Origin of the sequence: Nocardiopsis akebiae, assembly GCF_018316795.1 — a bacterium.
GTDB lineage: Bacteria > Actinomycetota > Actinomycetes > Streptosporangiales > Streptosporangiaceae > Nocardiopsis > Nocardiopsis dassonvillei.
Map to the genome: position 1 here is coordinate 2,505,601 of NZ_CP074132.1, position 26,254 is coordinate 2,531,854.

Genomic DNA, 26,254 nt, shown 5'->3' on the forward strand with positions numbered 1-26,254 from the left:
AGGGCGTTCCGGCCCCCGGGCCCGCACGGGCGTGTGAGCTACCTCATAGACGGTCCCGGGTTCCCCCCGGGGCGGCCGGTCGTTGGTGTTAACGGCGTCTTCACGCGGGCGCTCCCCGCGCGCAACGGGCGCGCACGACCGGTCCGGGAAGCATGGAGCCCGGCGGGGTGTGCCGACACACTCCGTCCCAGGCACTCCGTCGTCGGCCGCGGGTATGCTGAAAGGGCACTGTCCTTCGCCCGGGCGACCTTTCCGGCCGGACGTCCGCGCCCGGTGGCCGCCAGGGGTCGACAGGGGTCGACGGTGTCCGGACACGGGTGGTGGCCGGACCGCGGCCCGACACCACGATTGCCGTACCCGCGCACCCTCGGCGCGCGCAGGCGTGGGACGGTCGAGCCGGATGATTGGTTGACGTGACAGACCTTGAGACGAATCCCCCAGCGGCCGCTCGCTCCCACAGACCGGTTCCCATCCGGTCCTACGTGGCGATCGGCGACAGCATCACCGAGGGGATGGAAGACGACAGCGGCCCCGACGGCGAGTACCGGGGCTTCGCCGACCGACTGGCGGAGCACCTGGCCACGGTGACCCCCGACTTCCGCTACGCCAACCTGGGCGTGCGCGGGCGTCGGATGCGCCACATCTTCGGTGAGCAGCTCGACCAGACGCTGGCCTGGAAGCCCGACCTGGTCACCGTCCTGGCCGGGGGCAACGACGTCCTGCGCCCGGGAGGGGACCTCGACCGGCTGGCCGAGCACTTCGAGTGGGGCATCCTCCAGCTGCGCGACGCCGGAATCCGCGTGGTGATCCTGTCCGGCCACGACACCGGGTGGATCCCGGTTCTGCGCTACTACCGCGGCCGCATCGCCGTGTTCAGCATGCACATGCGCGCCGTCGCCGAGCGCACCGGCACCGAGATCGTCGACCTGTGGGCGCTCAACGCCCTGACCGACTCCCGCGCCTGGAGCGAGGACCGCCTGCACCTCAACGGCGCTGGCCACCAGATCGTCGCCGCGCGCGTCGCCGACCTGCTCGGCTTCCCCATGGGCCCGCCCGAGTCCTGGACCGACCCGTGGACCACCCCGCCCCGCCAGCTGCCCCGCATCCTGCGCCGCCGGGAGAACCGCCGCTGGGCCCGCCAGTACCTGGTGCCGTGGCTGCGCCGCCGCGCCATGGGCCGCTCCTCCGGGGACGGCCGCCTGCCCAAGCGCCCCGAGCTGGACTACCTGCACGACGAGGACACCCGGTCCCGGATCGCCAGGAGCATCGAGGGGGGCAAGGCCTGGGAGGGCACCTACAACGGCTTCGACCCCGCCGAGAGCGCCCCCACCAGCAGCCCCTCGGGTACCAAGGGCCCCGACCCCGTGGACTGAGCGGTCCGCCCGCTCCGGCGATCAGCTGCGCGACAGGGACTGGATGAGATCGCTGATGTGCACCACGCCCAGGCACTGGCCGTAGGAGTTGGTGGCGATCAGGTCGTCGTAGACCCGCTCGTTGTCCTGGCCCGCCACCCGCAGGGCCGCCAGCGCCGACATCCACGCCGGAACCGTGCGCGGGGACTCGGCAAGCCGCAGCGCCGGACGCTTGGCGTGCAGGGCGTGCCCGTAGCGGCCCGTCACCGACAGCAGGAACCGCGTCCGGTCCACGACCCCTACCGGGCGGTCCCGGTGGTCGATCAGGATGACGCTGTTCAGCGCCGGGTCCCCGGTGAAGGACTCCAGCACCTGCTCCGCGGTGGCGTCGGAGTCCAGTCCCACGGGCGGCACCATGAACTCGGTGACCCGGGGACCGGAGTCCTCCTCCCCGCCCTGCCCGGCGCTCGGCTCGGGAACAGGGGTCACCCGCTCGCCGGGCCGCCACGCGCTGTCGGCGAAGAACGGCCCCGTGCCCACTCGTATCCCGCAGCGGCGCAGCCGCACCACGTCCTCGGCGCTGCCCACGCCCGAGGCCAGCGCGTACACGCCGCTGCCCCGGCCGATCCGCGCCAGGCCCTCCACCACGGTGGCGTGCCGCTGGTCCCCGGCCACACCGGAGACGATCGCCGGATCGATCCGCATCAGGAACGGGGCGGCCTCCACCACCAGGTCCGGGCGCACCATCGCCGTCCCGAACCCGCACCGGAAACCCGCCGCGCGCAGCCGTGAGACCCCCGACACCACGGTCCTGCGCGCCAGCTCGGCCATGTCCGGGCTGAGCATGAAGGTGATGTCGCGCGGTCGGCGGCCCGCGCGGCGCAACAGGCTCTCCACCAGGGGGGCGAACCCCTCCCCGGACAGGATCCGCGCGGGCAGCGGCAGGACCATCGGCAGCAGGCTCTCGGACACGGAGGTCTCGCGGACCAGGGCCAGGAGCCACTCGGCCACGGCCGCCTCCTCCTGGGGGGTCACCTCCGCGTAGGAGCCCCGCGCGGAGCGCGGCGGTGAGGCGGTGACCTCGACGGCCACCACGGTCCCCGAGTCCAGGTCGACGACGGGCTGGTAACCGGGAGCGCCCGGAGCGCGGCGGGCCACCGCACCCGGCCCGTCCGGATGCGCCGTGGGAGTGTGTTGGGGGTGCAGCGCAGTCACAGTTCTCATGGTGACCCCGAAACGGTCCCACCTGAAGACTTGTCCTCGGCTGTTCCCCTGCACTTCACCGGGGTGTAGGGAGGGCGGTTCGACGGCGTTCACGCCCGGAGGCAATCGCGTACCGACGGTGAGGGCCACCCTCCCGGACGTGTGCGGGCCCGCCCGAGGCGCGGCCCGGGCGCGCACGACACCGCCCGCCGGGTTCGTCCCGGCGGGCGGTGTCGTGCGCGCGGACGCGGAGGGGCCGCGTCCGGCGGGGTCAGGCGCGGCGGAAGACCACCGCGATGTTGTGGCCGCCGAACCCGAAGGACTCGTTGATCGCCGCCACGTCGCCCGCGGGCACGTCCCGGGGCTTGTCGCGGACGATGTCCACGGCCACGCCCGGGTCGAGCTCCTCGATGTTGATGGTCGGCGGGATGCGCCCGTCGTGCAGCGCCAGGATGGTCGCGATCGACTCCACGGCGCCCGCGCCGCCCAGCAGGTGGCCGGTCATGGACTTGGTGGAGGTCACCGCCACGCGGTCGGCGACGGAGTCGCCCAGCGCGGTGCGGATCGCGCGCGTCTCGCCCACGTCCCCGGCCGGGGTGGAGGTGGCGTGCGCGTTGACGTGCACGATGTCTTCGGGGGTGAGGTCGGCGTCGGCCAGGGCCTGGGTGATGGCACGGGCCTGGCCGGTGCCCTCCGGCTCGGGCTGGACGATGTCGTAGGCGTCGTTGGTGTAGCCCACGCCCGAGGCGTGCGCGTACACGCGGGCCCCACGGCGGGCGGCGTGCTCGGCCGACTCCAGGATGAGGATGCCCGCGCCCTCGCCCATGACGAAGCCGTCGCGGTCCTTGTCCCAGGGGCGGGAGGCGTGCTGCGGGTCGTCGTTGCGCGTGGACAGCGCGCGCATGGACGCGAACGAGGCGATGTTGAGCGGGTGGATCGCGGCCTCGGTGCCGCCCGCGATCACGACGTCGGCGCGCCCGGAGCGGATCATGTCCACACCGTTGGCGATGGCCTCGGCGCTGGAGGCGCAGGCGCTCACCGGCACGTGCGAACCGGCCCGGGCGGTGTACTCCAGGCTGATCGCGGCGGCGGGGCTGTTGGGCATGAGCATGGGCACGGTGAAGGGGGAGACCCGCTTCCAGCCCTTCTCGCGGAAGGTGTCGTACTGCTCCAGGATGGTGAGGATGCCGCCGATCCCGCTGGAGACCACCACGCCCAGGCGGATCGGGTCCACCTCGGGGGAGCCGGCGTCCTGCCAGGCCTCCTGCGCGGCGATCAGCGCGAACTGCTGGGTGCGGTCCAAGCGGCGCATGCGCGGCCTGGGGAGCTTCTCGGAGGGTTCCTGCGCGATCTGTCCGGCGAAGTGCACCGGGAGCTTCTCGTGCCACTCCTCCGGCAGCATGCTGATGCCGGAGCGGCCGTCGAGGAGCGCGGACCATGTGGTCGCGACGTCACCCCCGAGGGGGGTGGTGGCGCCGAGGCCGGTGACGACGACATCGGTCTTGGACATGATCCGATCGCCCTTCTCGTGGGTCGTTCCCGGCTGCGGGGCCGGGGGCGTTGGCGGATGTGGGGAAGCCTGGCGTGGCGGCGGGTCGGGCGGCGGGACGGGGTGGGCCCCGCCGCCCCGATCGGCCTACTTCTGGATGAAGTTGATGACGTCCTGGACCGTCTTGAGGTCCTTGAGCTGGTCGTCCGGGATCTCCACGCCGAACTTGTCCTGGGCGGCGACGGCGATCTCCACCATGGACAGCGAGTCGATGTCCAGGTCGTCGACGAAGCTCTTGTCCGGGGTGACCTCGGAGGGCTCGGTCCCGACGATCTCCTCGATGATCTCGCCGAGGCCCTTGAGGATCTCCTGCTCGCTCTGCTGGGACTGGCTCTGCTGGGACATGTCGTCTTTCTCCTTGCTCGGTGATTCGTGTCGGCTCGGGGACACCACGTGAGCCGCGGGCTCTCGGGCCCGGCCGACGTGGTGTGACCGCGGGTTCGGGCGGGTGCTCAGGGGATGCGGATCACCTGGGCGGCGTAGACCAGCCCCGCCCCGAAGCCCAGGGTGAGTACGGTGCTCCCCGACTGCAGCTCCCCGCGCCCGATCATTCGCGATAGAGCGAGAGGGATGGACGCGGAGGAGGTGTTGCCAGCGGTGACGATATCGCGGGCCACGAGTGCCTGGGGCGCGCCCAGCTTCTTGGCGATGGCCTCCACGATGCGCAGGTTGGCCTGGTGGGGGACGAAGGCGGTCAGCTCAGAGGGCTCCACACCCGCCCTCTCCATCGCCTCCAGGGCGACCTTGTACAGCTCGGTGGTGGTCCAGCGGAAGACCGCCTGGCCCTCCTGCCAGAGGTACTTGCCCTCGCGCAGGTGGATCTTGGCGGCCCGCTCTCCGGAGGAGCCCCACACCACCGGGCCGATGCCCTGCTCCTCGGAGGCGGAGACGACCGCGGCCCCGGCGCCGTCGGCGAAGATCACACAGGTGCCGCGGTCGTTCCAGTCCACCCAGTCGCTGAGCTTCTCCGAGCCGATCACCAGCACGTTGCGGGAGCTGCCGCCGCGGACCATGTCCGCGGCCACGCCCAGGGCGTAGCAGAAGCCCGCGCAGGCGGCGTTGAGGTCGAAGGCGCCCGGGGCGGTGATGCCCAGCTTGGCGGCGACGGTGGCGGCGGTGTTGGGGATCTGGTCCTGCACGGTGCAGGTGGCCACGATCACCAGGTCGATGTCCTCGGGGGACAGGCCGCTGGCGGCCAGGGCCTTGCCGCCCGCCGCCACGGCCATGCTGGTCACGGTGTCCTCGGGGCCCGCGACGCGACGCTCCCGGATGCCCACCCGGCTCTGGATCCACTCGTCGCTGGTGTCGACGCGCTCTTCGAGGTCGGCGTTGGTCACGACCCGGGAGGGCTGGTACTCGCCGAAGGCGGTGATCGCCGCGCCTCCGAGAGCTCTCGGGGAGCTGAACATGGTTAGCCTTCCTGGTCGGTGGCCGCGGGGTTCCCGGCGTGCTCCTTGACGAGGGCGCCGGCGCGGTCGAGGTCGTCGGGGGTCTTGACCGCGAGGAGTTCGACCCCGCGCAGGGCGCGCTTGGCCAGGCCGGTGAGCGTGCCCGCCGGTGTGAGCTCGATCATCGCGGTCACGCCCAGGTCGGCCAGGGTCTGAGTGCACGCGTCCCAGCGGACCGGAGAGGAGACCTGGGTGATGAGGCGCTCCAGGTACTCGGGTCCGCTCTCGACCACGGCGCCGTCGGCGTTGGAGAGCAGGCGCACCGTGGGGTCGGAGGGGGACAGGGGGGCCGCGGCCGCCCGCACCCGCTCCACGGCCGGGGCCATGTGCTCGGTGTGGAAGGCGCCCGCGACCGACAGGGAGCGCAGCCGCGCCCGCTCGGGCGGGTTCTCGGCGAAGGCCGCGAGCTGAGCGGTGGTACCGGCGGCCACGATCTGGCCGGAACCGTTGTCGTTGGCCGCGGTCAGCCCGGCGGCGGCGATCGCCGCCAGCACCTGCTCGCGGTCGCCGCCGAGCACGGCGGTCATGCCGGTCTCGGTCCGCGCCGCGGCGTCGGCCATGCCCCGGCCGCGCTCGGCCACCAGGGCCATCGCGTCCTTGGGGGACAGGACGCCGGCGATGGCGGCGGCCGTGAACTCACCGACGCTGTGGCCCGCGACGGCGTCCAGCAGGGCGCCCTCTGCGGGCAGCGCGGGCGAGGGGGCGGCCAGGGGGCCGAGCACGGCGGAGGCCGCGACGAGGCCGGCCCCGACCAGCAGGGGCTGGGCGACCGCCGTGTCGCGGATCTCGTCCGCGTCCGCGGTGGTGCCGTAGCGCACCAGGTCCAGCCCGGCGACCTCGGACCACGCCTCGACCTGCGCGGAGACACCGGGCAGTTCGAGCCACGGGGAGAGGAAGCCGGGAACCTGGGCGCCTTGGCCGGGAGCAACGATTACAAGCACGACATCAACCTTGCCCTGTAGGAGATCACCGGTCAGAGGGGGAGGAGCACGAACTTACTCGACACCGTTTGTTGGGACTCCACAAAACGGTGCCGAACGTGCTCCCGCTGACCCGGAACCGGTGGGAGAGGTCACCCTCCGACGGTACGCTGCGCGCGCGCCCGCTCACGCCAGCGGTTTCGGTCCACCCGGGACGCGGGGCGGCCCGTCGGCCGGGCGCCGCGGGATGCGAACCTGGAGGGGTGAACACCGAACCCCACCAGACCCCGGACGACCAGGGCGCCACGGCGGCCCCGCAGGGCGCGCACACCTCCGTTCCCACGGAGCGGGAACGCGTGCGCGCCGAGACCGTGCGCCGCCTGGAGCGCTCCATGGGCGCGCTCGGCACGGCCGCCGTGGCCCGCATGGAACAGCGCCTGGGCTGGTTCCGACGGATGTCGGCCGAGGACCGCTCGTGGATCGGCCTGGTCGCCCAGTCCGGGGTCGCCGCCTTCGTCGACTGGTTCCGCAACCCGGTGCGCGGCCGCCCGGCCATCACCGTCGAGGTCTTCGGCACCGCGCCGCGCGAGCTCACGCGCTCGGTCTCCCTCCAGCAGACCGTCGACATGATCCGCGTGGTCATCGACGTGGTCGAGGGCCAGGTCGAGGAGCTGGCCGCCCCCGGCGGAGCCCAGCAGCTGCGCGAGGCCGTGCTGCGCTACACGCGCGAGGTGGCCTTTAGCTCCGCGAAGGTCTACGCGCGCGCCGCCGAGGCGCGGGGCGCGTGGGACGCGCGCCTGGAGGCCCTGATCGTGGACGCCCTGCTGCACGGCGACCACGAGGACGGTCTCCAGACCTGGGGTTCTGCGCTGAGCTGGTCGCACACCCCTGTCGTCGCGGTGGCCGGGGAGGTCGGCGAAGACGACGGCGGCAAGGTCCTGGACGACCTGCGCTCGGCCGCGCGCCGCCTCGGCCACGACGTGCTGGCCGGGATGCAGGGCCGCCGCGTGGTCGTGGTCATCGGCGTGGGGGACCGCTACCCGGCGGAGGACCTGCCCGCGGCCGCCGCCGAGCCGCTGGCCGGGCTCTTCGGCTCGGGCCCGGTGGTGGTGGGGCCCGCCGTCCCCGACCTGCGGTCCGCGGGGGCCTCGCTGCGCGCGGCGGTCAACGGGCTGCGGGCCGCCGTGGCCTGGCCGGACGCGCCGCGCCCGGTGCTCGCCGACGATCTGCTGCCCGAGCGCGCGCTCCAGGGCGAGGCCGAGGCGCGCGGGCAACTGGTCGAGGAGGTGTACGTGCCCCTGCTGGGCGCGGGGTCGCCCCTGCTGGACACGCTGTCGGTGTACCTGGAGCACGCCTCGTCGCTGGAGGCCACCGCGCGGATGCTGTTCGTGCACCCCAACACGGTCCGCTACCGGCTCAGCCGCATCGCCGAGCTCACCGGGCGCACGCCCTCGGACGGGCGGGGCTCCTTCGTCCTGCGGGTGGCCGTCGCCCTCGGGCGGCTCGCGCGGACCGACGACGCCTGACCTCCGGCGCCTCCGGGGCCGGCCGGTTCCGGCCGCGTCCCCGCGGAGGGGAACCCGCCGCGTGACCTGATCGTTGCCTTCCATGTCCGTCCCCTTATGGAAGTTTCACCAGAGCCGGGTATGTCGGTAACTGGTTGTGTACGCCCGGGGACCACATGAAAAGGGATAGCTTTGTGGTGGGCGGGTTGCCGACGGGACCGTTGAGGCTGCGTCATCCTCGGGCGAAGGTCCCCGCACCGCCCCGTCACGACGTTCTTGGGGGGTCAACGCTGTGGTCGAGCGACCGAGGATAGGGTCCCGGCTCTTCCGTCCGATGATCGATTACGTTCTCGCGCCCACTCAGGAGGGCGAGCTGCGCAGACGGGCGCTGTTCTGGCTCCCCGCGCCGCTGCCCGTGCTGGGCGTGGTCTACCTGCTGGTCGGCGGCCAGTTGGCCGCCGCGGGGTGGACGATACTGCTGGCCGCCAGCGTGGGCGTCGGAACGATGCTGCTCGCGCTGGTCGTGCAGCCCACGCCCCTCCCCGAGGGGCTGGTGCCGCAGGTCTCCGCGCGCCGCTCAATGCACCGTTTCCGCCAGATCACCGGGCTGCGCATCACGCTGGCCCTGGTGCCGGTGGTGATCGGCGCGGCCGCGTCGGTGATCGGCGGAGGCCTGTACCCGCTGTTCGCCGCGCTGGCGCTGGCCTGGCCGCAGCTGCTGCTGGCCCTGCCCACCTTCTTCACGATCACCAGGGCGCGCCGGGCCATGGAGGCGTGGGGCACCACCGCCTACCTGTGGCACGCGCTGTCGCGCCCGGCGAAGGTGACCTGGCCGGTCATCACCCCCGCGGTGCGCGGCTGGCGCGCCTGGCAGGCCGAGAACGCCCGGCAGGACCGGCGCAAGTCGGAGGAGGAGAAGGCCTGGAAGGAGGCCGTGCGCGAGGAGAGCGAGCAGGTGGGCGACACCGCCGCCGAACCGGCCGCCACGGAGCGCACCCGGCCCATCCGGCCGGTGGACCAGGAGGCCACCGACGTGCTCCCGCACCTGGAGTCCGGCCGTCCTAAGGCGTCCCCGGCCGCCGACGAGGAGAAGCCGACCGAGGTGCTGCCGCACCTGGGCGCCGCGTCGGGGGACGGGGGGTCCGGCGGGGAGGTCCGGCCGACCCGGGCGATGCCCCACCTGGACGGGGACGCCGAGGCCGGGGACGACGCGGAGGACGGCGCCCGGGCGGAGGCCGCCCCCGCCCGCACGCCCCGCGGCACGGTGAACCGGGCCCGCCACATCCTGGAGCAGGGCAGCGGCGCCCTCGGGCTCTCGGTGCGCAAGCCGCGGCGCGGCGCCCAGTCCAGTCGGCGCCCCACGCCCAACAAGCCCTGACCTGACGAGCCCTGCCCCGTCCGGGGGCGCCGTCGGCCGGTCCCGGCCCGCGGTGCCCCCGGCGGCGTTTCGCGCCCGCTCCGCGGGCGGGGCCGCGCGCCGGTGCGGGGACCGTCAGAGGTCCGCGGTCATGCGCACGTCGGGCAGAGCGTCGCCCCCGCCCCGGGAGCAGTGGTACCAGGAGGCCCGGGCCCCGCGCCCGGCGAAGTCCACCTGGCCCAAGGTGTTGCCGAAGTAGGGGGCCGACCCCAGGTCCCAGCTCAGATCGGGCTCGGGTACCCCCGCCAGCCGCGTCAGCAGCCACCCGATCGCCCGCAGCGGGCGGCTCACCGACAGCCGGACCATGCGGCGCATGCTCGTCGGGGCCTGGTTGCACAGCGGGGAGGAGACCAGCTGGGTCACCCGGCTCGAGCCGCCCCGGCGGTGGCGGGCACGCGCCAGGTAGGAGAAGTGCACGTCCCCGCCCAGGAACAGCACGGTGGCCGGTGCCGGGCCGCGTTCGCCCCGCGCCAGCTCGCCCACGGCGTCGGACAGGCGGCGGAAGGAGTACTGGAAGGCCGCCCAGTGCTCCAGGTCGATGTCCTGGCGCAGCCGCTCGGCGGGCCCCGTCAGCCACCGCCCCCAGGCGCCCGCGCACACCGCCTCGTTCCAGGCCTCCAGCCGGTGCACGGCCGGGGGCAGCAGCACGGGGACGGTCGAGGCGACCACGACGTGGTCCGGCCCGCCGGTCAGGTGCCCGTCCAGCCAGTCGTGGCCCTGGGGCCCCAGGATCGACCTGGACCCGTCTGAGGGGTCGCCCTCGCCCAGGGCGCGGGAGCAGCGGGTGTCGGCCATCACGAGCCGGACCCCGCCGAAGTCGTGGTGGTGTCCCCACTGGTAGCTCGACGGCTCGCTGTGGGCCTGCCAGGCGAAGGCGTCGACCAGCTCCTCGGCGTCGCCGTCGGCGTCGAGCACCCGCTTCCACAGCCGGTCGCGGTCCCTCTCCTGCTCGGAGAGGTTGCCCAGGTGCTGGTACACCCAGTAGGAACCCAGGCCGCTGGTGATGCGCCTGCGCCACCAGGGCCGCCGGTCCATGGCGCGCCGCCAGGCGGCGGAGGTGTTCCAGTCGTCGCGGACGTCGTGGTCGTCGAAGACCATCAGGGTCGGCACGGTGGACAGCAGCCACCGCACCTGCGGGTCGCTCCAGGCCTGCCGGTACAGCTCGGCGTACTCGTCGTAGTACACGACCTCGTCGTCGGGGTCGTCGCTTGCGCCCCCGCGGGCGCGCCGCTCGCGCAGGAACGCGAGCATCGACTCCTGCGCCTCGTCGGCGTAGACCTGGTCGCCGATGAGCAGCAGCGCCAGGTTGCCCTCGACCGGTTCTCGGGCCAGCCGCCGGGCCGTGGCGCGCAGCATGTCGGGGCCGTAGCGGACCACGCCCTCGGGTGAGTCGTGGGTGGGCGTGTGGCAGGACCCGTACAGCAGCCGCGTGGGCGCCTCCGGATCCACGGTGCGCACCGTGCTGGGCGGGAAGGGGCTGTCCGGCTCCGGCCAGACCCGGTCCTCGTCCAGGAAGACCTCGTAGGGCAGGCGGGCGCCCGGGTCCAGCCCCGCCACCGTGCAGACGGCGTAGTGGTGGCCGTGCACGGTGAAGGTCCGCGCGGTCGCCTCGGCGGCGCCGTCGACCACGACGCGCACCGCGCAGGGGGCGTCCGTCTCCACCCACACCGTGGCGGTGGTCTCCCCCGGGTGCCTGAGCAGGGGCCCCAGAAGTAAAGAAGCAGTCACCGTTTCGCCTCCTTTCGACCAGGTTCGCACATGTGAGGGACGAGTATGGCCCCTCGCGGGGCCGAGCGCCATCCACAGCCGGGGCCCGGGTGGTTGCACGAGCGCCGCGCCTGCGCGAAGGTGGCGCTATGAGGACACAGATCCTGGAGCTGCACACCGGTGGATCGGAGAGCATCACCGACATCACCCGCCAGTGCGGCGACTTCGTCGCCGGGGCCGGAGGGGACGGACTGCTCAACGTCTTCGTCCCGCACGCCACGGCGGGTGTGGCGATCATCGAGCTCGGGGCGGGGTCCGACGACGACCTCCTCGCCTCCCTGGCCGACCTGCTGCCCGCCGACGACCGGTGGCGGCACAAGCACGGCTCGCGGGGTCACGGCAGGTCGCACGTGATGCCCGCCTTCGTCGCACCCCAGACCACCGTCCCCGTCGTCGGCGGCAGACTCGAACTGGGCACGTGGCAGTCCATCGCCGTCGTGGACCTCAACGTGGACAACCCCGACCGGCGGGTGCGCCTGTCCTACCTCTCGTCCTGACGGGCAAGGTTTGGCAGCGCGTTGACGGAACATGCCGCTAGCGTGTGAACTAGGCCATCAGCGATGGTCAGCGGACCCACGTGCCGGGCGCGCAAACAGCCCGGCGTCGTTGTGACAACTGCTTCGTGCAGGCAAGATTGAGAAAAACCATCTGTGGAGGAGAACTTTCGTGAGCGCGACCGCGGGCCAGGCACAGAGCGAACGCGGCTTGGCTGACCGACTCGGATTCAAGCCGGGTCAGGTGGTGCAGGAATTCGGCTTCGACGACGACGTCGACGAGAACCTGCGCGCATCCATCACCGAACTCACCGGTGAGGAGCTGGTCGACGAGGACTACGACGGCGACGTCGACGCGGCACTGCTGTGGTGGCGGTCCGACGAGGAGGAGGACCTCACCGACGCGCTGATGGACACCGTGACCACCATCGCCGACGGCGGAACCATCCTGGTGCTCACCCCCAAGGCGGGCCGTGACCTGCACGTGTCGCCCAACGAGGTCGCCGAGGCCGCGACGACGTCGGGCCTCTCCCAGACCAGCGCGGTCAGCATCGGCGCGGACTGGTCGGGTACGCGCCTGGTCGTTCCCAAGCGGTGACGGACATCACCCGCCAAGGGTGAGGCATCCGGTGCCGCGCGTCCCAGAGGCGGGCGCGCGGCGCTGAGGAGTGCCCGCCGACGAAAGGGATCCATGACCGCCCCCGTGGGCGCCCCCGCGCCCGACTTCACCCTCCAGGACCAGTACGGCCAGGACACCTCACCGGTGCCGGGCCGCCCCGTCCTGCTGGTCTTCTACCCGCTTGCCTTCTCGGGCGTGTGCTCGGGAGAGCTCGCCGAGCTGAGCGCGCGCCACCCCGAGTTCGCCGACCTCGGCGCCGAGGTCATGGCGGTGTCGGTGGACTCCGTCTTCGCCCTGCGCACCTGGTCCGATCGGGAGGGCTTCCCGTTCCCCCTGCTGTCGGACTTCTGGCCGCACGGCGGCGCGGCCCGGGCCTACGGGGTGTTCGACCCCGAGCGTGGCACCGCGCGTCGGGGGACGTTCCTGATCGACGCCGGGGGAGTCGTGCGCTGGTCCACCCTCACGGGGTTCTCCGAGCCGCGCGACGTGGACGAGTACCTGCGGCGGCTGCGCGAGCTGGTCTGAGACCCGGACGCGGTGATTCCGGCGAAGCGGTATGATCTCGTCCGACGCACGGGCGCGTAGCTCAGTTGGTTAGAGCAATTGCCTTACAAGCAATAGGTCAGGGGTTCGAGTCCCTTCGCGCCCACGGACCCAGGACGACCCTGCTAGGGGGCCTTCGGCCGCCTCGCCGGGTCGTCCTTCGTGTTTCCCGGGGGGAGACCCCCGAGCCTCCGAGGTACCCCCTGCGGTCGGGGTCGCGTCGATCGGTGGGGCGCGGCCGGAGTGATCCCTTGCAACGCGAGGCGGCGCCCCACGGGTCGTAGTTGGTTCGCCCAGGGTCCACTCCACTCCGGAACGACCCTGCGCGGGGGACTTCGTCCTCCTCGCCGGGTCGTTCCGTCGTTCCTTCCGGGGGAGGACCCCCGGCCCCCGAGGGGCTCAGGACGGCCCCGCCCGGGGGTTCAGCGCTGCAGCGTCAGCACTGCGGGCCGGTAGGGCAGGAGGCCGTAGTCGCCTCCGGAACCGGGGGAGCGCCCCTGGTAGAGGAATCGCATGTCGCAGGCGTCGACGGTCATCGTCTGGTCGGGGCCGGTGCGGATCAGCTCGCCGTGGCTGATGTCGTTGGTCCAGGTGGCGCCGCTGTTGGCCCGGCCCGCGAAGGGGTCGGCCTCGGTCGCGGCCTGCGGTGTCCACGTGCCGTCCAGACTGGTGGCCGTGAACGAGCGGAAGTAGCGGTGCCCCTGCGCGCCGATGGCCTCGACGATCATGAGGTACCGGTTCTCGCCCTCGACCCTGTAGACCTGAACCGCTTCGAACAGGTTGTTGGTGCTGTCGGACATGACGACCGTCGAGGTCGAGCCGAAGCTGCCAGGGAAGTCGCCGATGGGCATGTCCGCCCGGTAGACGCGGCCGTTGTCCCCGGCGAAGAACAGGTACATGTCCGTGCTGTCGCCGATGAGCGCCTGGTCGATGGGACCCGTGGAGGAGTCACCGATGCTTCCGGAGAAGAGCGTCTGCGGAGCCGACCAGCTGTTCACGTCGGCGGGGTTGGTCGATGTCCGATAGGAGAACGCGGGTCCGGCCCACTGGTAGGCGAGCACCCAGACGTTCTTGGGTGCGAAGTAGAAGAGTGTCGGCGCGACGGCCGAGAAGGGCATCGGGTTCTGGCTGGCCGAGCCCATCCGGGACCAGTCCGAGAAGAGGCCGAAGTTCATCGAGCCCCATGACGTCCCGGTGTCATGGGTCGTCGCGTAGACGAGGTGCTGGCCGTTGTAGGGGGCGTGGGTGAAGTCCTTGAGCGAGGCCCAGCCCGACCTCGGCTGCGCCAGCGGCCCGGTCGACGTCCAGGTGTAACTCGACGGAAGAGCGCACGTTTCGCCGGGTCCGGAACCGTCGACGCGGACGAGTCGCCACTGCTGGTTGCCGCCGCCCCAGTCGTCGTACTGCACGATGTCGGCACCGTCCGCGGCCGAGGCGCCCTGGACCTCCACGACCTTGGCGCTGTGCCGGTTGACCAGTCGGATGTGTCCGCCGGGTGAGTCCTCCAACCGGAACTGCTGGTTGGCCTGGTCGTGGTCGGTCCACTGGACGATGCCGCCGCCGTTGGCGGTCGACCAGTTGTGGACGTCCAGCACCTTGCCCGAATGCCGTGACCGCAACCGGTAGTAACCGCCGCCGGAGTCGACGAACCGCCACTGCTGCTGGTACTGGTCGTTACGGGTCCACTGGGTGATCCGCGCGCCGTCACCGGTGGCCTGGTTGTACACGTCCAACGCCTTGCCGCTGTCGCGGTTCACCAGTACGTACCACGCGTCGGTGTCGACCTCGGCCGCCGCGGCGGGCGCTGGCGCCGCCACGGTGTCGGCGCCGCCGACCGCCATGACCATCACGCCGGCGATGAGGACACGCAGTAACCATCCTCGCCGCCGTGAGGACGGTGGGGCCAAAGACCTGCTCAACATGGACATCGTGCTTCCTCCGGGGACCCGGGGCCGCACGATCCGCCCGGGGGCGCACCACGGGCCCCGGACCTTCGTCTAGGGATGTTAGCGCTAACATTTTTTCTGATGTCCCGGCACGTGCTTGAACCGAGCTGCGGTGCGCGGACTGTCCGAAGGCCGGGACGCCGTTGTTTCTGCCGTTGAATCTGAGCGACAACACTCCGGAAGTCAAGCCGTGTATTTCATTAATCTTCCGGAATTCGCGGGGTCCGCCAGTCGGCGCACGTCAAAGCTTCCGGTGGGTCCGCGCGAGCACTGGCGCGAAACGTCCGGATGGGAGCTCGCGGGGCCTGTGCGCTTTGCATGTACGTCTGCTCGTCTTGTGTTGAATTGATAGTTTGTGTCCGTTTTTCTGCCTCGCCGTTTCCGGAATCCCCGGAGCGGTTCGAGCGAGCGCGGGGCCCTCCTCCCCGTCTTGTGGGGTCGCCGACGGGTCACCCCAACCGGTTGCATACTTTGAGGGACTCGATCCCATTTTTTTCGTCGCTGCCAGTAAACCCGCAGTTCACAAGCTTGCAATGCTGTCGCAACACTTGTCCCCCTTGCAAACGCTTGCATTAACCCTCTTGACACGGAAAGCGCTTTCTCTAGTGTGAGTTGGGACACCCCAGTACCCATCCCTACTGGAAAGGCAAGCGGTGAGAAGAACAACCACGCGTCGGCTCCTGTCGACGTTGGCCGCCTCGGCGGTGGTGGCGGCCGGTCTGGCCATGCCGATGTCCTCGGCGGCAGCGCAGACCGGTAGCGCCACGGGTTACGCGACCCAGAACGGCGGGACCACCGGCGGCGCGGGCGGGCAGACGGTACAGGCCACGACCGGGACCCAGATCCACGAGGCCCTGTGCAACCGGTCCAGCGCCAGCACCCCGATCGTCATCGAGGTCCAGGGGACCATCAACCACGGCAACACCTCAAAGGTGTCGGGCGACAGCTGTGACACCGCCGACGACGTGATCGAGCTCAAGAACATCAGCAACGTCACTATCGTCGGCACCGGCAGCGGAGCCGTGTTCGACCAGTTGGGCATCCACGTCCGTGAGTCCAGCAACATCATCATCCAGAACGTGACCGTCCGGAACGTCAAGAAGTCCGGCTCGCCCACGTCCAACGGCGGCGACGCCATCGGCATGGAGAGCGGTGTCCGCAACGTCTGGGTCGACCACGTCACCCTGGAGGCGTCGGGCGGTGAGTCGGAGGGCTACGACGGCCTCTTCGACTTGAAGAACAACACCCAGTACGTCACCCTCTCCTACAGCGTCCTGCGCAACTCCGGCCGCGGCGGCCTGGTCGGGTCCAGCGAGAGCGACCGCTCGAACGGCTACGTCACGTACCACCACAACCGGTTCGAGAACCTGGACTCGCGCGCGCCCCTGCTGCGCGGCGGCATAGGCCACATGTACAACAACCACTACACGCAGCTGCACGAGTCCGGCATCAACTCCCGGGCCGGTGCCAGAGCGAAGGTGGAGAACAACTACTTCGAGGACTCCAAGGACGTCCTGGGCACCTTCTACACCGACGAGAGGGGCACCTGGGAGGTCCGCGGCAACATCTTCGACAACGTGACCTGGTCCAGCCAGGGCGACGAGAACTACCCCGCCGGGCCCGACCCCGAGTCCACCACTTCGGTGGGCATCCCCTACTCCTACGAGCTCGACGACGCCGGGTGCGTGCCGGGGATGCTGGGCCAGATCGCGGGCGCGAACAAGGGCAACCAGGTCTCGGACGGCAACTGCGAGGCGGAGAACCCGCCGGACCCCGATCCGACCGACCCGCCGGACCCGGACCCGACCGACCCGCCGGACCCCGACCCCACCGACCCGCCCGAGGGGACCAACCTCAGCAGCGGCGCCGGAGCCGACGGCTCCGGCAAGGCCAGCGGCACCAGCTACGGCAACGTCGTCGACGGAGACATGGGCACCTACTGGTCGCCGAGCGGCTCGACCGGCCGCATCTCGGTCAAGTGGGGCTCCGACGTCACGGTGTCCACGGTCAACATCCGCGAGGCGGCCGGGGCCGAGGGCAACATCGGCTCCTGGCGGGTCGTCGACCACGACAGCGGTGACGTCCTGGCCACCGGAAGCGGAGCCGGCGTCATCGACATCGACCCGACGACGCTGCGCAAGATCAACTTCGAGATCATCAGCTCGAACGGCACGCCGCGCGTCGCCGAGTTCGAGACCTACGCCGGCTAGCAGCCCACCCGTGACCGATCCGGCCCGGGGGCACCTGAGCCGACCGGACACCGGCCGGTCCGCCCGATTCGTTCGGGCGGACCGGCCGTCGCGTGCCGACGGGTGCGTCTTCGCCCGGCGGAGGCGGCGAACCCGCTGACGCGGGGCCCGCGCGTGTGCGACCGTGGCCGACGGGCCGGACTCCACGCGGCACGGGCGCACCGGCCCGTCCGGACGCCCGGATGGGAGCACACATGCGCGTGTACTACGACACCGAGTTCGTCGAACGGGGACCGGACCACCCCTTGGTCCTGGTCAGCATCGGCATGGTGGCCGAGGACGGCCGCGAGCTGTACGCGGTCAGCTCCGAGTTCGACCAGGACCTCGTGCGCTCGCACCCGTGGCTGTCCGAGCACGTCTGGCCGCAGCTGCCCCTGTGCGGCGGGCCGGAGGGCGCCGTCCTGGACACCGGCCACCGGCACGTGCGCACCCGCGGGGAGATCGCGCGCATGGTGCACGAGTTCCTGCGCGACACCCCCGAACCGCAGCTGTGGGCGTGGTACGGCTCGTACGACCACGTGCTGCTGTGCCAGCTGTGGGGAACGCCCCGGGAGATGCCGCGCGAGGTGCCCTTCCTCACCCACGACCTCAAGCAGGAGGCGGTCCGGCTGGGCGACCCGAGGCTTCCGCCCCAGAGGTCGGGGCTGCACCACGCCCTCGCCGACGCCCGGCACCTGATGCGGCGCGCGAGGTGGCTGCGGGAGCACTCCTGACCCGCGCTCCCGCCGTCGGGGCCCTCCCGGTTCCGGTCGGCGCGGCCCGGCCCCCGGTGGTCGTCCGAGCCCCCGGGTCGGCCCGCCCGTGTCCGGATACGCCGGGCATCGGAATTTCCGGGGCATCCGGGTACTCGGGGCATCCCACCCTAGGATGGGTGGACGCCGAAGCGAGGGGGAGCACGATGGTCCGGCTCACCAGGGCGCAGCGCCAGGCCCGCAACCGGGCGCGCGTGCTGTCCGCGGCCGGGGACGAGTTCGCCGAGCACGGTTTCCGCGACGCCAAGGTCGACCGTATCGCCGAACGGGTCGACCTCACCCGGGGCGCGGTCTACTCCAACTTCCCCGGCAAGCGCGCCCTGTACCTGTCGGTGCTGGCCGACGCCGCCGAGCGCTCCGCCGACGCCGCCCGCCCCGAACCGGGGCACACCGCCCGTGCGGCGCTGGGCGCGTTCGCCCGCGCCTGGGCCTCCCGGCTCCCCGGCACCGGCGAGCCCCCGCTGACCGGGGCCGCGCTTCCGCCCGAAGTCCTCTCCGACGAGCCGGTCCGGAGCGCCTTCGCCCAGCTCATGCGGTTGAACGCGCTTCTGCTCGGCCTGTCCCTGGAGGCGTTGGCGCCCCCGTCCGACCTCGGCGGGCGCCGGGTGCGCGTGGCCGGGACCGTGCTCACCACCCTGTACGGAACCGGCCAGCTGGTCGGGGTCGCGCCCGGCTCCGCGGACCCCTTCGCGGTGGTGCGCGCCTGCGAACGCCTGGCCGACCTGGACCTGGAGGACGCATGGCCGCCGCCCCACCTGGAGCACGTGCGCCGGGCGGTACCCGTCGACGAGGAGTGGTCGCCGCCGGAGGCCTTCGACGCGGTCCGCAGACGCGCCGTGTCCCTGGCCGGGGACGGGACCGTGGCGGTCCTGGGCACACGCCGCCTCGAAGCGGCGGAGGAGGCACTGCGCTCCGCGCCCGCGGGCTCCCCGGTGACCGCCGTGGTGGTCACCGGGGACCCCGACGAGCTGACCCCGCTCGCGCGGTTGGCCGTGGCCGACCTGTGCGGCTGCCTGCGCCGGTCCTTCCCCGAGCGGGCCTGGCCGCGCCTGCGCGTGGTGTTCGACCCCTCCGGTGAGATCGCCGCGGCCGCGGGCGTGCCCGTGGTCGGCGACGCCACCGAGAGCGCCGTCCGCGTCGTCGGCGGACGGATCACAGCCCGCTCCGACGCCCGCGGCGCGGGCCACGCCGTCTCCGCGTTCGTCGGCGAGCGGGCGGGCCGCGGGTAGACGTCCCTCGGGCGGGGGGCCGGTCGGCCCCCGAGAGGCGGTCCGCGAACCGGGAGGCCTGTCCGGCGGTCCCGACCTGTCCGGTGACGCCGGTCCCCCGGGCGCCGCGGCGGCCGACCGGTTCAGGAGGGCTCCGTCCCCGGCCCCTCCTCCGTACCCGGTTCCGCCGCCGGGGGCCGACCGCCCAGGGCGCGCAGCACCCGCGCCCCCTCCGGCCCCGTGCCCGAGGCCCGGGCCCGCGCCGCCTCGGCCGAGCCGAACCCCGCCACCGCCCAGGCCGCGACCTCCCCGCGGGGTACGCCCGCGTCCCACCACGCGCACATGAGGGCCAGCGCGTCGCGGCCCTCCCCCGCCAGCGCCGCGCCCTCCCGAGGGGAGAACCCGATCGCCCGGTACACCCGGGCCTGCGCGGGGTCCACCCCCGCGCGGGCCCACGGCACGGCTTCGGCGCCGTCCCAGCCCGTGTCCAGGTAGGCGCGCGCGGTCGCCGCGGGCACCCCCGCCGACAGCAGGGCGTCCAGGGTCTGGGCCTGCCCCTCGCTCAGGTCCAGCCCGGGGGCGCGCCGCACCGGCAACAGGGCCCGCAGCAGCCGACGGGGCCGGGGGCGCTCGCCCGCCAGGTGCCGTTCGGCCGCCTCGGCGTGGGAGTAGCCCAGTTCGTGCCAGCGCACGGTGTCCCCCGGGGTCATCCCCGCGCGGAGCATGGGCCGGACCGTGTACGGGGTCATCCCGGCCGCGCGCCACTCCAGGGCGGGGCCGGGCCGGTACACACCGCTGCCGCGCCAGCGTTCGGCGGAGTCCAGCACGAACCCGGCGTCGATCCAGCGGCGGGCGTCCGCCACGGTGAAACCGCGCGCGATCCACAGATGCAGGTCCTCGGGGCCGGGTTCGTGGTCGTCGAACGCGACGTTCATGCTCTCCTCCGTCCGTCGGGGCCCTCGGCGGGGCCCGGGTTCGCGGGTGGCGCCGTGCGGTGGGCACCGGCGTCCGTCCGTCCGTGTGGGGGGTCGGCGGGCAGGGGCACCACGTGCGCCCAGTCCGGCGGTGGCGGCGGCGCGGCGGGACAGCCGACCAGGCCGACCGCCACCGGTACCGCCGGAGGCCGGTCCGGCCAGGGCGTGTGCCCGTCGGTGAGCACCAGCAGCAGGTCCGGGCGGGGGCTAGTCGCCACCGCCGCCGCGATCCCCTCGCGCAGGTCGGTGCCCCCGCCTCCGACCAGACGGATCTCCCCGGCCCGGCGCACCGTCTGCGCGGGGTGGGCGCGCAGGTCGCAGCAGACCACCCGCAGCCGTCGGCCGGGCCCGCAGACCCGGGCGAGCACGGCGGCGGTCTCGGCCAGGAAGACCTCCAGCACCGGGTCCGGGACGCTGCCGGAGGTGTCCACCACCACGGCCACCTCCGGCGCCGGGGCGACCATGGACGGCAGTACCGCCGTGCCGCCGCGAACCCGGGGACCGGGACGGCGCGACGGGCGCCGGTAGGAGAAGTCCGTCCGGCCCGCGGCCCGGTGCGCGCCCCGCCGTACGACCGCGCCCAGCCTGGCCCGCCAGTCCACCGACGGGCGCAGCCGCTCCCGCGCCCACCGCAGCCACCCGCCCGGAACCCCGGTCCGCCCGGCGGCCCGCGCGGTGATCTCCCCTGCCAGCGCCAGCTCCAGCAGGTCCCGATCCAGCTGGTCCAGGCCGCCGGAGGCCCCCGCCGGCGCCGACGGCCCCCGCGTCCCGTGGACGGCGCCGCCGCAGTCCACCGGGTCGGCGACGCTCCGTCCGCCCCGGGAACGGGCCTCCTCCAGCACCTCGATCAGCGACACGTACTCCTCGGCCATCCGCCCCTCCGGCAGGCCCAGCGCGCGCGGCGAGAGCACCCCGTCCGGGACGGGCAGCCCCTCGGCCTCCAGGTCGTCGTTGACCTCGGCGTCCGCGGCCCGGTTCCACAGGCGCGCGTCCCGGTCGCGGTCCCCGCCCCCGCCTGAATCCGGACCGGACTCCCGCCCCGGCCCGGCCGTACCCGCGGCCCCCTCCGAATCCGGTGAGCGCTCGGCGTGGCGGCGGACCAGGTGTCCGATCCCGTGCAGCAGCCACCAGCCCAGCTCCTCCACCGGGGTCGCGGCCACCGTGCCGGGGTCCAGGTGCACGTTCCACCGGGTGTCGGCGGGCAGGGCACGAAAGTCCGGGTCCGCCACCGGCTCGCCGCCCGCCCCGTCCAGACGCGGCTCCAGGACCACCGGGGTGAGCGCGAAGAGCGCGTGCGCCAGGTACGGGGCGCGGGCCGCCGCCCACAGCCGCGCGGAAGCGAACCGGTCCAGGGTCGGGTCCCGCCGATCCCGCGCGCTCACGGCAGCATCCCCGCCGAACGCAGGGCCGGGGCCAGGTCGAGCAGGGCCCGGGGCGTGGCCGCCCCCTCCGGCCGCCCGGCCGCCAGGGTGCGCGCGGCGGTCGCCGCCACGTCCGGCACGGTCCGCGCCACCCGGGCCACGACCTCCCAGGACCGTTCCCAGACCTCGGTGCCCCCGTCGGCGACCACGTGCGCGGCCAGCGCGCCGAGCAGGGCGTACAGCCGGTCCGCGCGGTCGGGCAGCGCGGTGGAGGGGTCGGCGAGCAGTTCCTCGGGGGAGGGCAGGTCCAGGGTGCGCAGCCACGACAGCGCCTCGAAGCCCGCGGCCTCGCCCACGGCCCCGGCCACCAGGGCCGCCACGGCCTCCTGCGCGCCGGGGTTGGCCCGCCCGGCCGCGAGGGCCACCGCCGCCATCTCCCAGCTGCGCGGGCTCGGCCAGCCGCGCCCGGAGCGCTCGGGGGAGTCGGGGACCGACAGCACGAGTTCGGGTCGCACCCGCAGGAACGCGCCCACGGTCGCCCTGGCGGCGGCCACCCGCGCGGGGCCGGGCGGCTCTGGCCGGTGCGGCCCGGAGGCGAAGCCGTGGACGAACCCCTCGGCCACGTCGGCTGCGCCGACCTGCCAGTCCAGGTGGATGAGCCGGTTGGCCAGGGGCGCGGACAGCTCCCAGCCGTCGGCGGCCAGCCCGGGCGGGTTGGCCGCGGCGACCACGCGCACCCCTTGGGGCAGGACGAGGTCCCCCACGGCGCGTTCGAGCACCACGCGCAGCATGGCCGCCTGGACCGCCGGGGGCGCGGTGGTCAGCTCGTCGAGGAAGAGCAGGCCCGAGCCCCTTGCGGCCAGGCGCTCGGCCCAGCGCGGGGGAGCGAACCAGGTGCCGTCGTCGCGGACGACGGGCAGCCCGGAGAAGTCGCTGGGCTCGCGGATGGAGCCCACCACCACCTCCACGGGCAGCTCCAGCGCGCGGCCCAGCGCCGTCACCGCGGAGGTCTTGCCGGTCCCCGGCGCGCCCCACAGCAGGACGGGCAGGTCGGCGCGGACGGCGAGGGCGAGCGCCGTGCGGACGGCGGAGTGGGACGTCATCCGGTCCTCCAGGGGTGTGCGGGCGGGGCGCGGCGGCGTGTGGCGCGCGTCCCCGCTGGCGGCGAGGGTGTACTCCCTTCGTGGGTCAACTTAGGTTGACTCATGGAAAAAGTCAATACAAGTTGACGGGCGGGCGCGGGGCGGAGGGTCGCGGCCCGTCCCCGCGGTTGCGGGCGCTGGTGCTGGTACGGGCGCGGATGCGGGGCGAACCTGCTTTGCGGCCCGTCCCGGCAGGGGTTACCGTGAGAATCCGGATGTTGAGATCATCTGGCTTCGGGGGCGACCCCGCCGAACCGCCCGGGCGCTGCCCGCTTGAGGAGAACGTTTCTAGTGACACGCACCGGTGCCAGTGGGCCCCTGCTCAAGTGCTCGTTCTGCGGCAAGGACCAGGGCCAGGTCCGCCGCCTCATCGCCGGGCCCGGCCACATCTGTATCTGTGACGAGTGCGTCGGCCTGTGCAACGAGATCATGGAAGAGGAGGAGGGCGTCCTCCCCTCGGAGGCCGACTGGGACTCCCTGCCCAAGCCTCGGGAGATCTACGAGTTCCTGGACTCGTATGTGATCGGTCAGGAGCAGGCCAAGAAGGCGTTGTCGGTGGCGGTGTACAACCACTACAAGCGGGTGCGCTCGGAGGGGGACCGTCCGGGCGAGGAGGATGTGGAGATCGCCAAGTCCAACATCTTGCTGCTGGGGCCGACGGGGTCGGGGAAGACGTTGTTGGCGCAGACGTTGGCGCGGATTCTGAACGTGCCGTTCGCGATCGCGGACGCGACGGCGCTGACGGAGGCGGGGTATGTGGGTGAGGATGTGGAGAACATCCTGCTCAAGTTGATCCAGGCGGCTGACTACGACGTGAAGAAGGCCGAGACGGGGATCATCTACATCGACGAGGTCGACAAGGTCGCGCGTAAGAGTGAGAATCCCTCGATCACTCGGGATGTGTCGGGTGAGGGGGTGCAGCAGGCGTTGTTGAAGATCTTGGAGGGGACGACGGCGAGTGTGCCTCCGCAGGGTGGGCGCAAGCATCCGCATCAGGAGTTCATCCAGATCGATACGACGAACGTGTTGTTCATCTGTGGTGGTGCGTTCGCGGGGTTGGAGAAGTTGATCGAGTCGCGGACGGGTCAGCAGGGGATGGGGTTCAACGCGGTGTTGCGTCCCAAGGGTGAGCTGGGTGGTTCGGCGTTGTTCGGTGAGGTGATGCCGGAGGATCTGTTGAAGTTCGGGATGATTCCGGAGTTCGTGGGTCGGTTGCCGGTGATCACGAGTGTGCATGATCTGGATCGTGAGGCGTTGATCCGGATTCTGACGGAGCCGCGGAACGCGTTGGTGAAGCAGTATCAGCGGTTGTTCGAGTTGGATGGTGTGGAGTTGGAGTTCACGCCGGATGCTTTGAACGCGATTGCTGAGCAGGGGATTATTCGGGGTACGGGTGCGCGTGGGTTGCGGGCGATTATCGAGGAGGTGTTGTTGTCGGTGATGTATGAGGTGCCCAGTCGTGAGGACGTGGGTCAGGTGATCATTACGCGGGAGACCGTGATCGACAACGTCAACCCCACCATCGTCCCCCGCGTCCGCTCCGACCGGGACGGCGAACGCCGCGACCGCTCGGCCTGACCCCGGGTAAAGACCGGCCCCGCCCCGGGACACGCGGCCCGCCGCAACCCCCGCGTCCGAGCCCGCGGTGTGAGACTGCTGGGGGAGGTGGGCACATGGACGACACGACCGTCCCGGCCGCCGAGGCCGCGCAGCTGTTCGAGGAACTGGTCCGGTCCGTGCACGGGTGCGCCCCGATCGAGGTCCTCGAAGCGGCGGGCCGCTACGGCGAGCGGATCGGGCTCAGCGACGTCTCCGTGTACCTGGTCGACCTGCAACAGCGCCTCCTCGTCCCGCTGCTCGACGGTCAGACGCTCAAGATCGACTCCAGCGCGGCCGGGGAGGCCTACCGTTCCGAGACGCTGCGGCTGGTCGAGGGCGGCGACGGCGAGCTGAGCCTGTGGCTGCCCCTGCGCGACGGCGCCGACCGCATGGGGGCCGTGCACATCAGCGCTCCCGTGCTCGACGAGTCCACCCTGCGCCGCTGCCACGCGCTCGCCTCGCTGCTGGCCCTGGTCGTCACCTCCAAACGCGCCTACAGCGACACCTACGTCCGCCACACCCGCACCCAGTCGATGGACCTGCGCACCGAGATGCTGCGGGCCTTCCTGCCGCCCCGCACCCTGGGCACCTCGCGGGGCGTGTCCACCGCGGTCCTCGAACCCGCCTACCAGCTGGGCGGCGACGCCTTCGACCACTCGATCACCAAGGACACCCTGCACGCCGCCATCCTCGACGCGATGGGGCACGACTTGGCCTCCGGGCTGACCGCGTCCGTGGCCATGGCCGGGATCCGCAACGCCCGGCGCAACGGCGCCGACCTCGCCGAACTCACCGACAGCGTGGAGGGCGCGCTCACCTCCTGGCTCCCCGACCGCTTCTGCACCGCCGTCTTCACCTCCCTGAACCTGTCCACCGGGGAGTTCGCCTGGGTCAACTGCGCCCATCCCGCGCCCCTGCTCCTGCGGAGCGGAGTCCTGCTGGACGACGCCCTGGAGCAGTCCCCCGAGGTGCCGCTCGGGCTCGGCGCCGTGCTCGATGAGGCGGAGCCGCGCGCCGTGCACCGGGTCCAGCTCGAACCCGGGGACCGGATCCTGCTCTACACCGACGGGGTGACCGAAGCGCACGACAGCCAGGGGCGGATGTTCGGCCTCGAACGGTTCGCCGACTTCATCATCCGCGCCACCGCCGCCGACGAACCCGCCCCGGAGACGCTGCGGCGCCTGGTCCACGCCATCCACGACCACCAGCGCGGCAGCTTCACCGACGACGCCACCATCATGCTGCTGGAGTGGCACCCCGACGGCGGGGCGATGCCCCGGGTCGAGGGCTGCTGAACGGAGCCGCCTCACCACATGGCCAGAACCCGGCTGGGTCCTCCGGAGGCGTCCAGGCCGGGCATGACCCCCACGCTGATCAGCGCCCCGCTCGGCGGCAGCTGCTCCAGCCCGGTCAGCGACTCCAGCCCCCAGCGGTCGGCTCTGCCCACCACCTCGTGCGCGGGGAAGTCGGTGGACTCGCCCGGATCGGTGCTCAGCGTGTCCACGCCCACCCCGGCCACTTCGCGCCGCTCGATCAGGAACTCGCAGGCCTCGGGGCCGAACCCCGGGAAGTGCCAGGAGCCGTCCGCGGCCACCCCGCGCACCGCCTCGTCGCCCCGCGCCCACCGGGCGCTCCACCCCGAGTGCATCAGCACCGCCGCCCCCGCCGGGATCCGCCCGTGCGCGCGCTCGAAGGCCAGCACGTCGTCCACCGTCACCGTGGTGTCGGGGTCCTCGGCCGCCCGGGCGCGGATGTCGATCACCGCCGCCGGGGCGAGGAGTTCGTCCGGCCGGATGTCGGGGACCAGCCGCCCGCCGCCGATCACGTGCCCCGGCGCGTCCAGGTGCGTGCCCGAGTGCTCGGTCAGGGTCCACTGCTGCAGGTAGAAGCCGAACCCGCCCTCGGGCACCGGGTCGCCCAGGCTCTCGCGCCGGGGCTTGTCCTCCCCCCACGAGGGCATCGTCGGCGAGAGCACGTGGCTGAGGTCGGCCACCCTGCGAAAGCCCGTGGGCCACGGGCGCGGGCGGCCCGGCGAACCGGGTGGTCCGGCGGGTTCCGACCCGGCCTCGCAGCTCCGCGAGCGGACGGTCTCACCGGTTCCGTTCAGGCACATGGGCTCCCCCTCGTCGTGTGCGTCGCTTCCCGTATGCCCGGTCGGCGGAGTCCGCCAACCTGTCCCCGGCCTCCTGCGGACGACTCCGTGCCG

At 72.8% G+C, this 26,254-nt stretch carries 22 protein-coding genes and 1 tRNA gene; 12 read left to right on the forward strand and 11 right to left on the reverse strand.

Features of this window, described 5'->3' with window-relative positions:
• Positions 1-482 precede the first annotated feature (482 nt).
• On the forward strand, positions 483-1,373 hold the full coding sequence (locus tag KGD83_RS10830) for an SGNH/GDSL hydrolase family protein (protein WP_212643649.1): 891 nt from the start codon (positions 483-485) through the stop codon (positions 1,371-1,373).
• A gap of 21 nt (positions 1,374-1,394) precedes the next feature.
• On the opposite strand, the gene KGD83_RS10835 is transcribed toward KGD83_RS10830, so the two are convergent.
• From KGD83_RS10835 to KGD83_RS10855, 5 genes are all read right to left on the reverse strand, one after another.
• Positions 1,395-2,576: an EAL domain-containing protein gene (locus KGD83_RS10835; RefSeq protein WP_394358103.1), complete on the reverse strand. Its 1,182-nt coding sequence runs from the start codon at positions 2,574-2,576 to the stop codon at positions 1,395-1,397.
• A gap of 250 nt (positions 2,577-2,826) precedes the next feature.
• Positions 2,827-4,065, reverse strand: coding sequence for a beta-ketoacyl-ACP synthase II (fabF, locus tag KGD83_RS10840; protein WP_212643650.1), 1,239 nt, complete (start codon positions 4,063-4,065; stop codon positions 2,827-2,829).
• Positions 4,066-4,191: 126 nt separating this feature from the next.
• Positions 4,192-4,449, reverse strand: a complete 258-nt coding sequence (locus tag KGD83_RS10845) for an acyl carrier protein (protein WP_047871741.1) — start codon at positions 4,447-4,449, stop codon at positions 4,192-4,194.
• 107 nt (positions 4,450-4,556) lie between these two features.
• A complete protein-coding gene (locus KGD83_RS10850) occupies positions 4,557-5,513 on the reverse strand; it encodes a beta-ketoacyl-ACP synthase III (protein ID WP_212643651.1) in 957 nt (318 codons plus the stop codon).
• Positions 5,514-5,515: 2 nt separating this feature from the next.
• Positions 5,516-6,493 (reverse strand): ACP S-malonyltransferase, encoded by a 978-nt coding sequence (locus KGD83_RS10855; protein ID WP_212643652.1) that lies wholly within the window; start codon positions 6,491-6,493, stop codon positions 5,516-5,518.
• Positions 6,494-6,735: 242 nt separating this feature from the next.
• Here KGD83_RS10855 and KGD83_RS10860 point away from each other — a divergent pair, with 242 nt between their 5' ends.
• Together KGD83_RS10860 and KGD83_RS10865 are read left to right on the forward strand one after the other, a co-directional pair.
• The gene (locus KGD83_RS10860) at positions 6,736-7,998 is read left to right on the forward strand and encodes a PucR family transcriptional regulator (protein WP_212643653.1); all 1,263 of its coding nucleotides are present in this window, start codon (positions 6,736-6,738) and stop codon (positions 7,996-7,998) included.
• Positions 7,999-8,311: 313 nt separating this feature from the next.
• On the forward strand, positions 8,312-9,355 hold the full coding sequence (locus KGD83_RS10865; protein ID WP_212643654.1) for a hypothetical protein: 1,044 nt from the start codon (positions 8,312-8,314) through the stop codon (positions 9,353-9,355).
• A 114-nt stretch (positions 9,356-9,469) separates the two neighbouring features.
• Here the strand turns inward: KGD83_RS10865 and KGD83_RS10870 are convergent, their stop codons facing one another.
• Complete coding sequence (locus KGD83_RS10870) at positions 9,470-11,122, reverse strand: alkaline phosphatase D family protein (RefSeq protein ID WP_212643655.1); 1,653 nt, start codon at positions 11,120-11,122, stop codon at positions 9,470-9,472.
• Positions 11,123-11,250: 128 nt separating this feature from the next.
• On the opposite strand from KGD83_RS10870, the gene KGD83_RS10875 reads away from it, so the two are divergent.
• From KGD83_RS10875 to KGD83_RS10890, 4 genes are all read left to right on the forward strand, one after another.
• Complete coding sequence (locus tag KGD83_RS10875) at positions 11,251-11,658, forward strand: secondary thiamine-phosphate synthase enzyme YjbQ (protein WP_212643656.1); 408 nt, start codon at positions 11,251-11,253, stop codon at positions 11,656-11,658.
• A gap of 169 nt (positions 11,659-11,827) precedes the next feature.
• Positions 11,828-12,253, forward strand: coding sequence for a DUF3052 domain-containing protein (locus KGD83_RS10880; protein WP_013153961.1), 426 nt, complete (start codon positions 11,828-11,830; stop codon positions 12,251-12,253).
• 93 nt (positions 12,254-12,346) lie between these two features.
• The gene (locus KGD83_RS10885) at positions 12,347-12,799 is read left to right on the forward strand and encodes a peroxiredoxin (protein WP_212643657.1); all 453 of its coding nucleotides are present in this window, start codon (positions 12,347-12,349) and stop codon (positions 12,797-12,799) included.
• A 50-nt stretch (positions 12,800-12,849) separates the two neighbouring features.
• Positions 12,850-12,923: transfer RNA gene (locus KGD83_RS10890), tRNA-Val, on the forward strand.
• A gap of 316 nt (positions 12,924-13,239) precedes the next feature.
• Here KGD83_RS10890 and KGD83_RS10895 read toward each other — a convergent pair.
• Complete coding sequence (locus KGD83_RS10895; RefSeq protein ID WP_212644371.1) at positions 13,240-14,664, reverse strand: non-reducing end alpha-L-arabinofuranosidase family hydrolase; 1,425 nt, start codon at positions 14,662-14,664, stop codon at positions 13,240-13,242.
• Positions 14,665-15,416: 752 nt separating this feature from the next.
• Between KGD83_RS10895 and KGD83_RS10900 the strand changes: the two genes are divergently transcribed.
• The 3 genes from KGD83_RS10900 to KGD83_RS10910 all read left to right on the forward strand — a co-directional run bounded on the left by KGD83_RS10900 (position 15,417) and on the right by KGD83_RS10910 (position 18,993).
• Positions 15,417-16,973, forward strand: a complete 1,557-nt coding sequence (locus tag KGD83_RS10900) for a pectate lyase family protein (protein ID WP_449411850.1) — start codon at positions 15,417-15,419, stop codon at positions 16,971-16,973.
• A 233-nt stretch (positions 16,974-17,206) separates the two neighbouring features.
• On the forward strand, positions 17,207-17,725 hold the full coding sequence (locus KGD83_RS10905) for a 3'-5' exoribonuclease (protein ID WP_212643658.1): 519 nt from the start codon (positions 17,207-17,209) through the stop codon (positions 17,723-17,725).
• A 185-nt stretch (positions 17,726-17,910) separates the two neighbouring features.
• Positions 17,911-18,993: a TetR/AcrR family transcriptional regulator gene (locus tag KGD83_RS10910; RefSeq protein ID WP_212644373.1), complete on the forward strand. Its 1,083-nt coding sequence runs from the start codon at positions 17,911-17,913 to the stop codon at positions 18,991-18,993.
• Positions 18,994-19,115: 122 nt separating this feature from the next.
• Here the strand turns inward: KGD83_RS10910 and KGD83_RS10915 are convergent, their stop codons facing one another.
• From KGD83_RS10915 to KGD83_RS10925, 3 genes are read right to left on the reverse strand one after another with little or no spacing between them, the layout of a single operon-like run.
• Positions 19,116-19,907, reverse strand: coding sequence for a hypothetical protein (locus KGD83_RS10915; RefSeq protein WP_212643659.1), 792 nt, complete (start codon positions 19,905-19,907; stop codon positions 19,116-19,118).
• On the reverse strand, positions 19,904-21,328 hold the full coding sequence (locus KGD83_RS10920) for a vWA domain-containing protein (RefSeq protein WP_212643660.1): 1,425 nt from the start codon (positions 21,326-21,328) through the stop codon (positions 19,904-19,906). Before KGD83_RS10920 ends, KGD83_RS10915 begins: the two co-directional genes overlap by 4 nt.
• Positions 21,325-22,410, reverse strand: a complete 1,086-nt coding sequence (locus tag KGD83_RS10925) for an AAA family ATPase (RefSeq protein ID WP_212643661.1) — start codon at positions 22,408-22,410, stop codon at positions 21,325-21,327. Before KGD83_RS10925 ends, KGD83_RS10920 begins: the two co-directional genes overlap by 4 nt.
• Before the next feature lie 330 nt (positions 22,411-22,740).
• Between KGD83_RS10925 and clpX the strand changes: the two genes are divergently transcribed.
• Both clpX and KGD83_RS10935 read left to right on the forward strand, forming a co-directional pair.
• On the forward strand, positions 22,741-24,027 hold the full coding sequence (gene clpX / locus KGD83_RS10930; protein WP_212643662.1) for an ATP-dependent Clp protease ATP-binding subunit ClpX: 1,287 nt from the start codon (positions 22,741-22,743) through the stop codon (positions 24,025-24,027).
• Positions 24,028-24,122: 95 nt separating this feature from the next.
• Positions 24,123-25,343, forward strand: a complete 1,221-nt coding sequence (locus KGD83_RS10935) for a PP2C family protein-serine/threonine phosphatase (RefSeq protein ID WP_212643663.1) — start codon at positions 24,123-24,125, stop codon at positions 25,341-25,343.
• Between the two features lie 11 nt (positions 25,344-25,354).
• Here KGD83_RS10935 and KGD83_RS10940 read toward each other — a convergent pair whose 3' ends face one another.
• Positions 25,355-26,161, reverse strand: coding sequence for a cyclase family protein (locus tag KGD83_RS10940; RefSeq protein ID WP_212643664.1), 807 nt, complete (start codon positions 26,159-26,161; stop codon positions 25,355-25,357).
• Between the last annotated feature and the right edge of the window lie 93 nt (positions 26,162-26,254).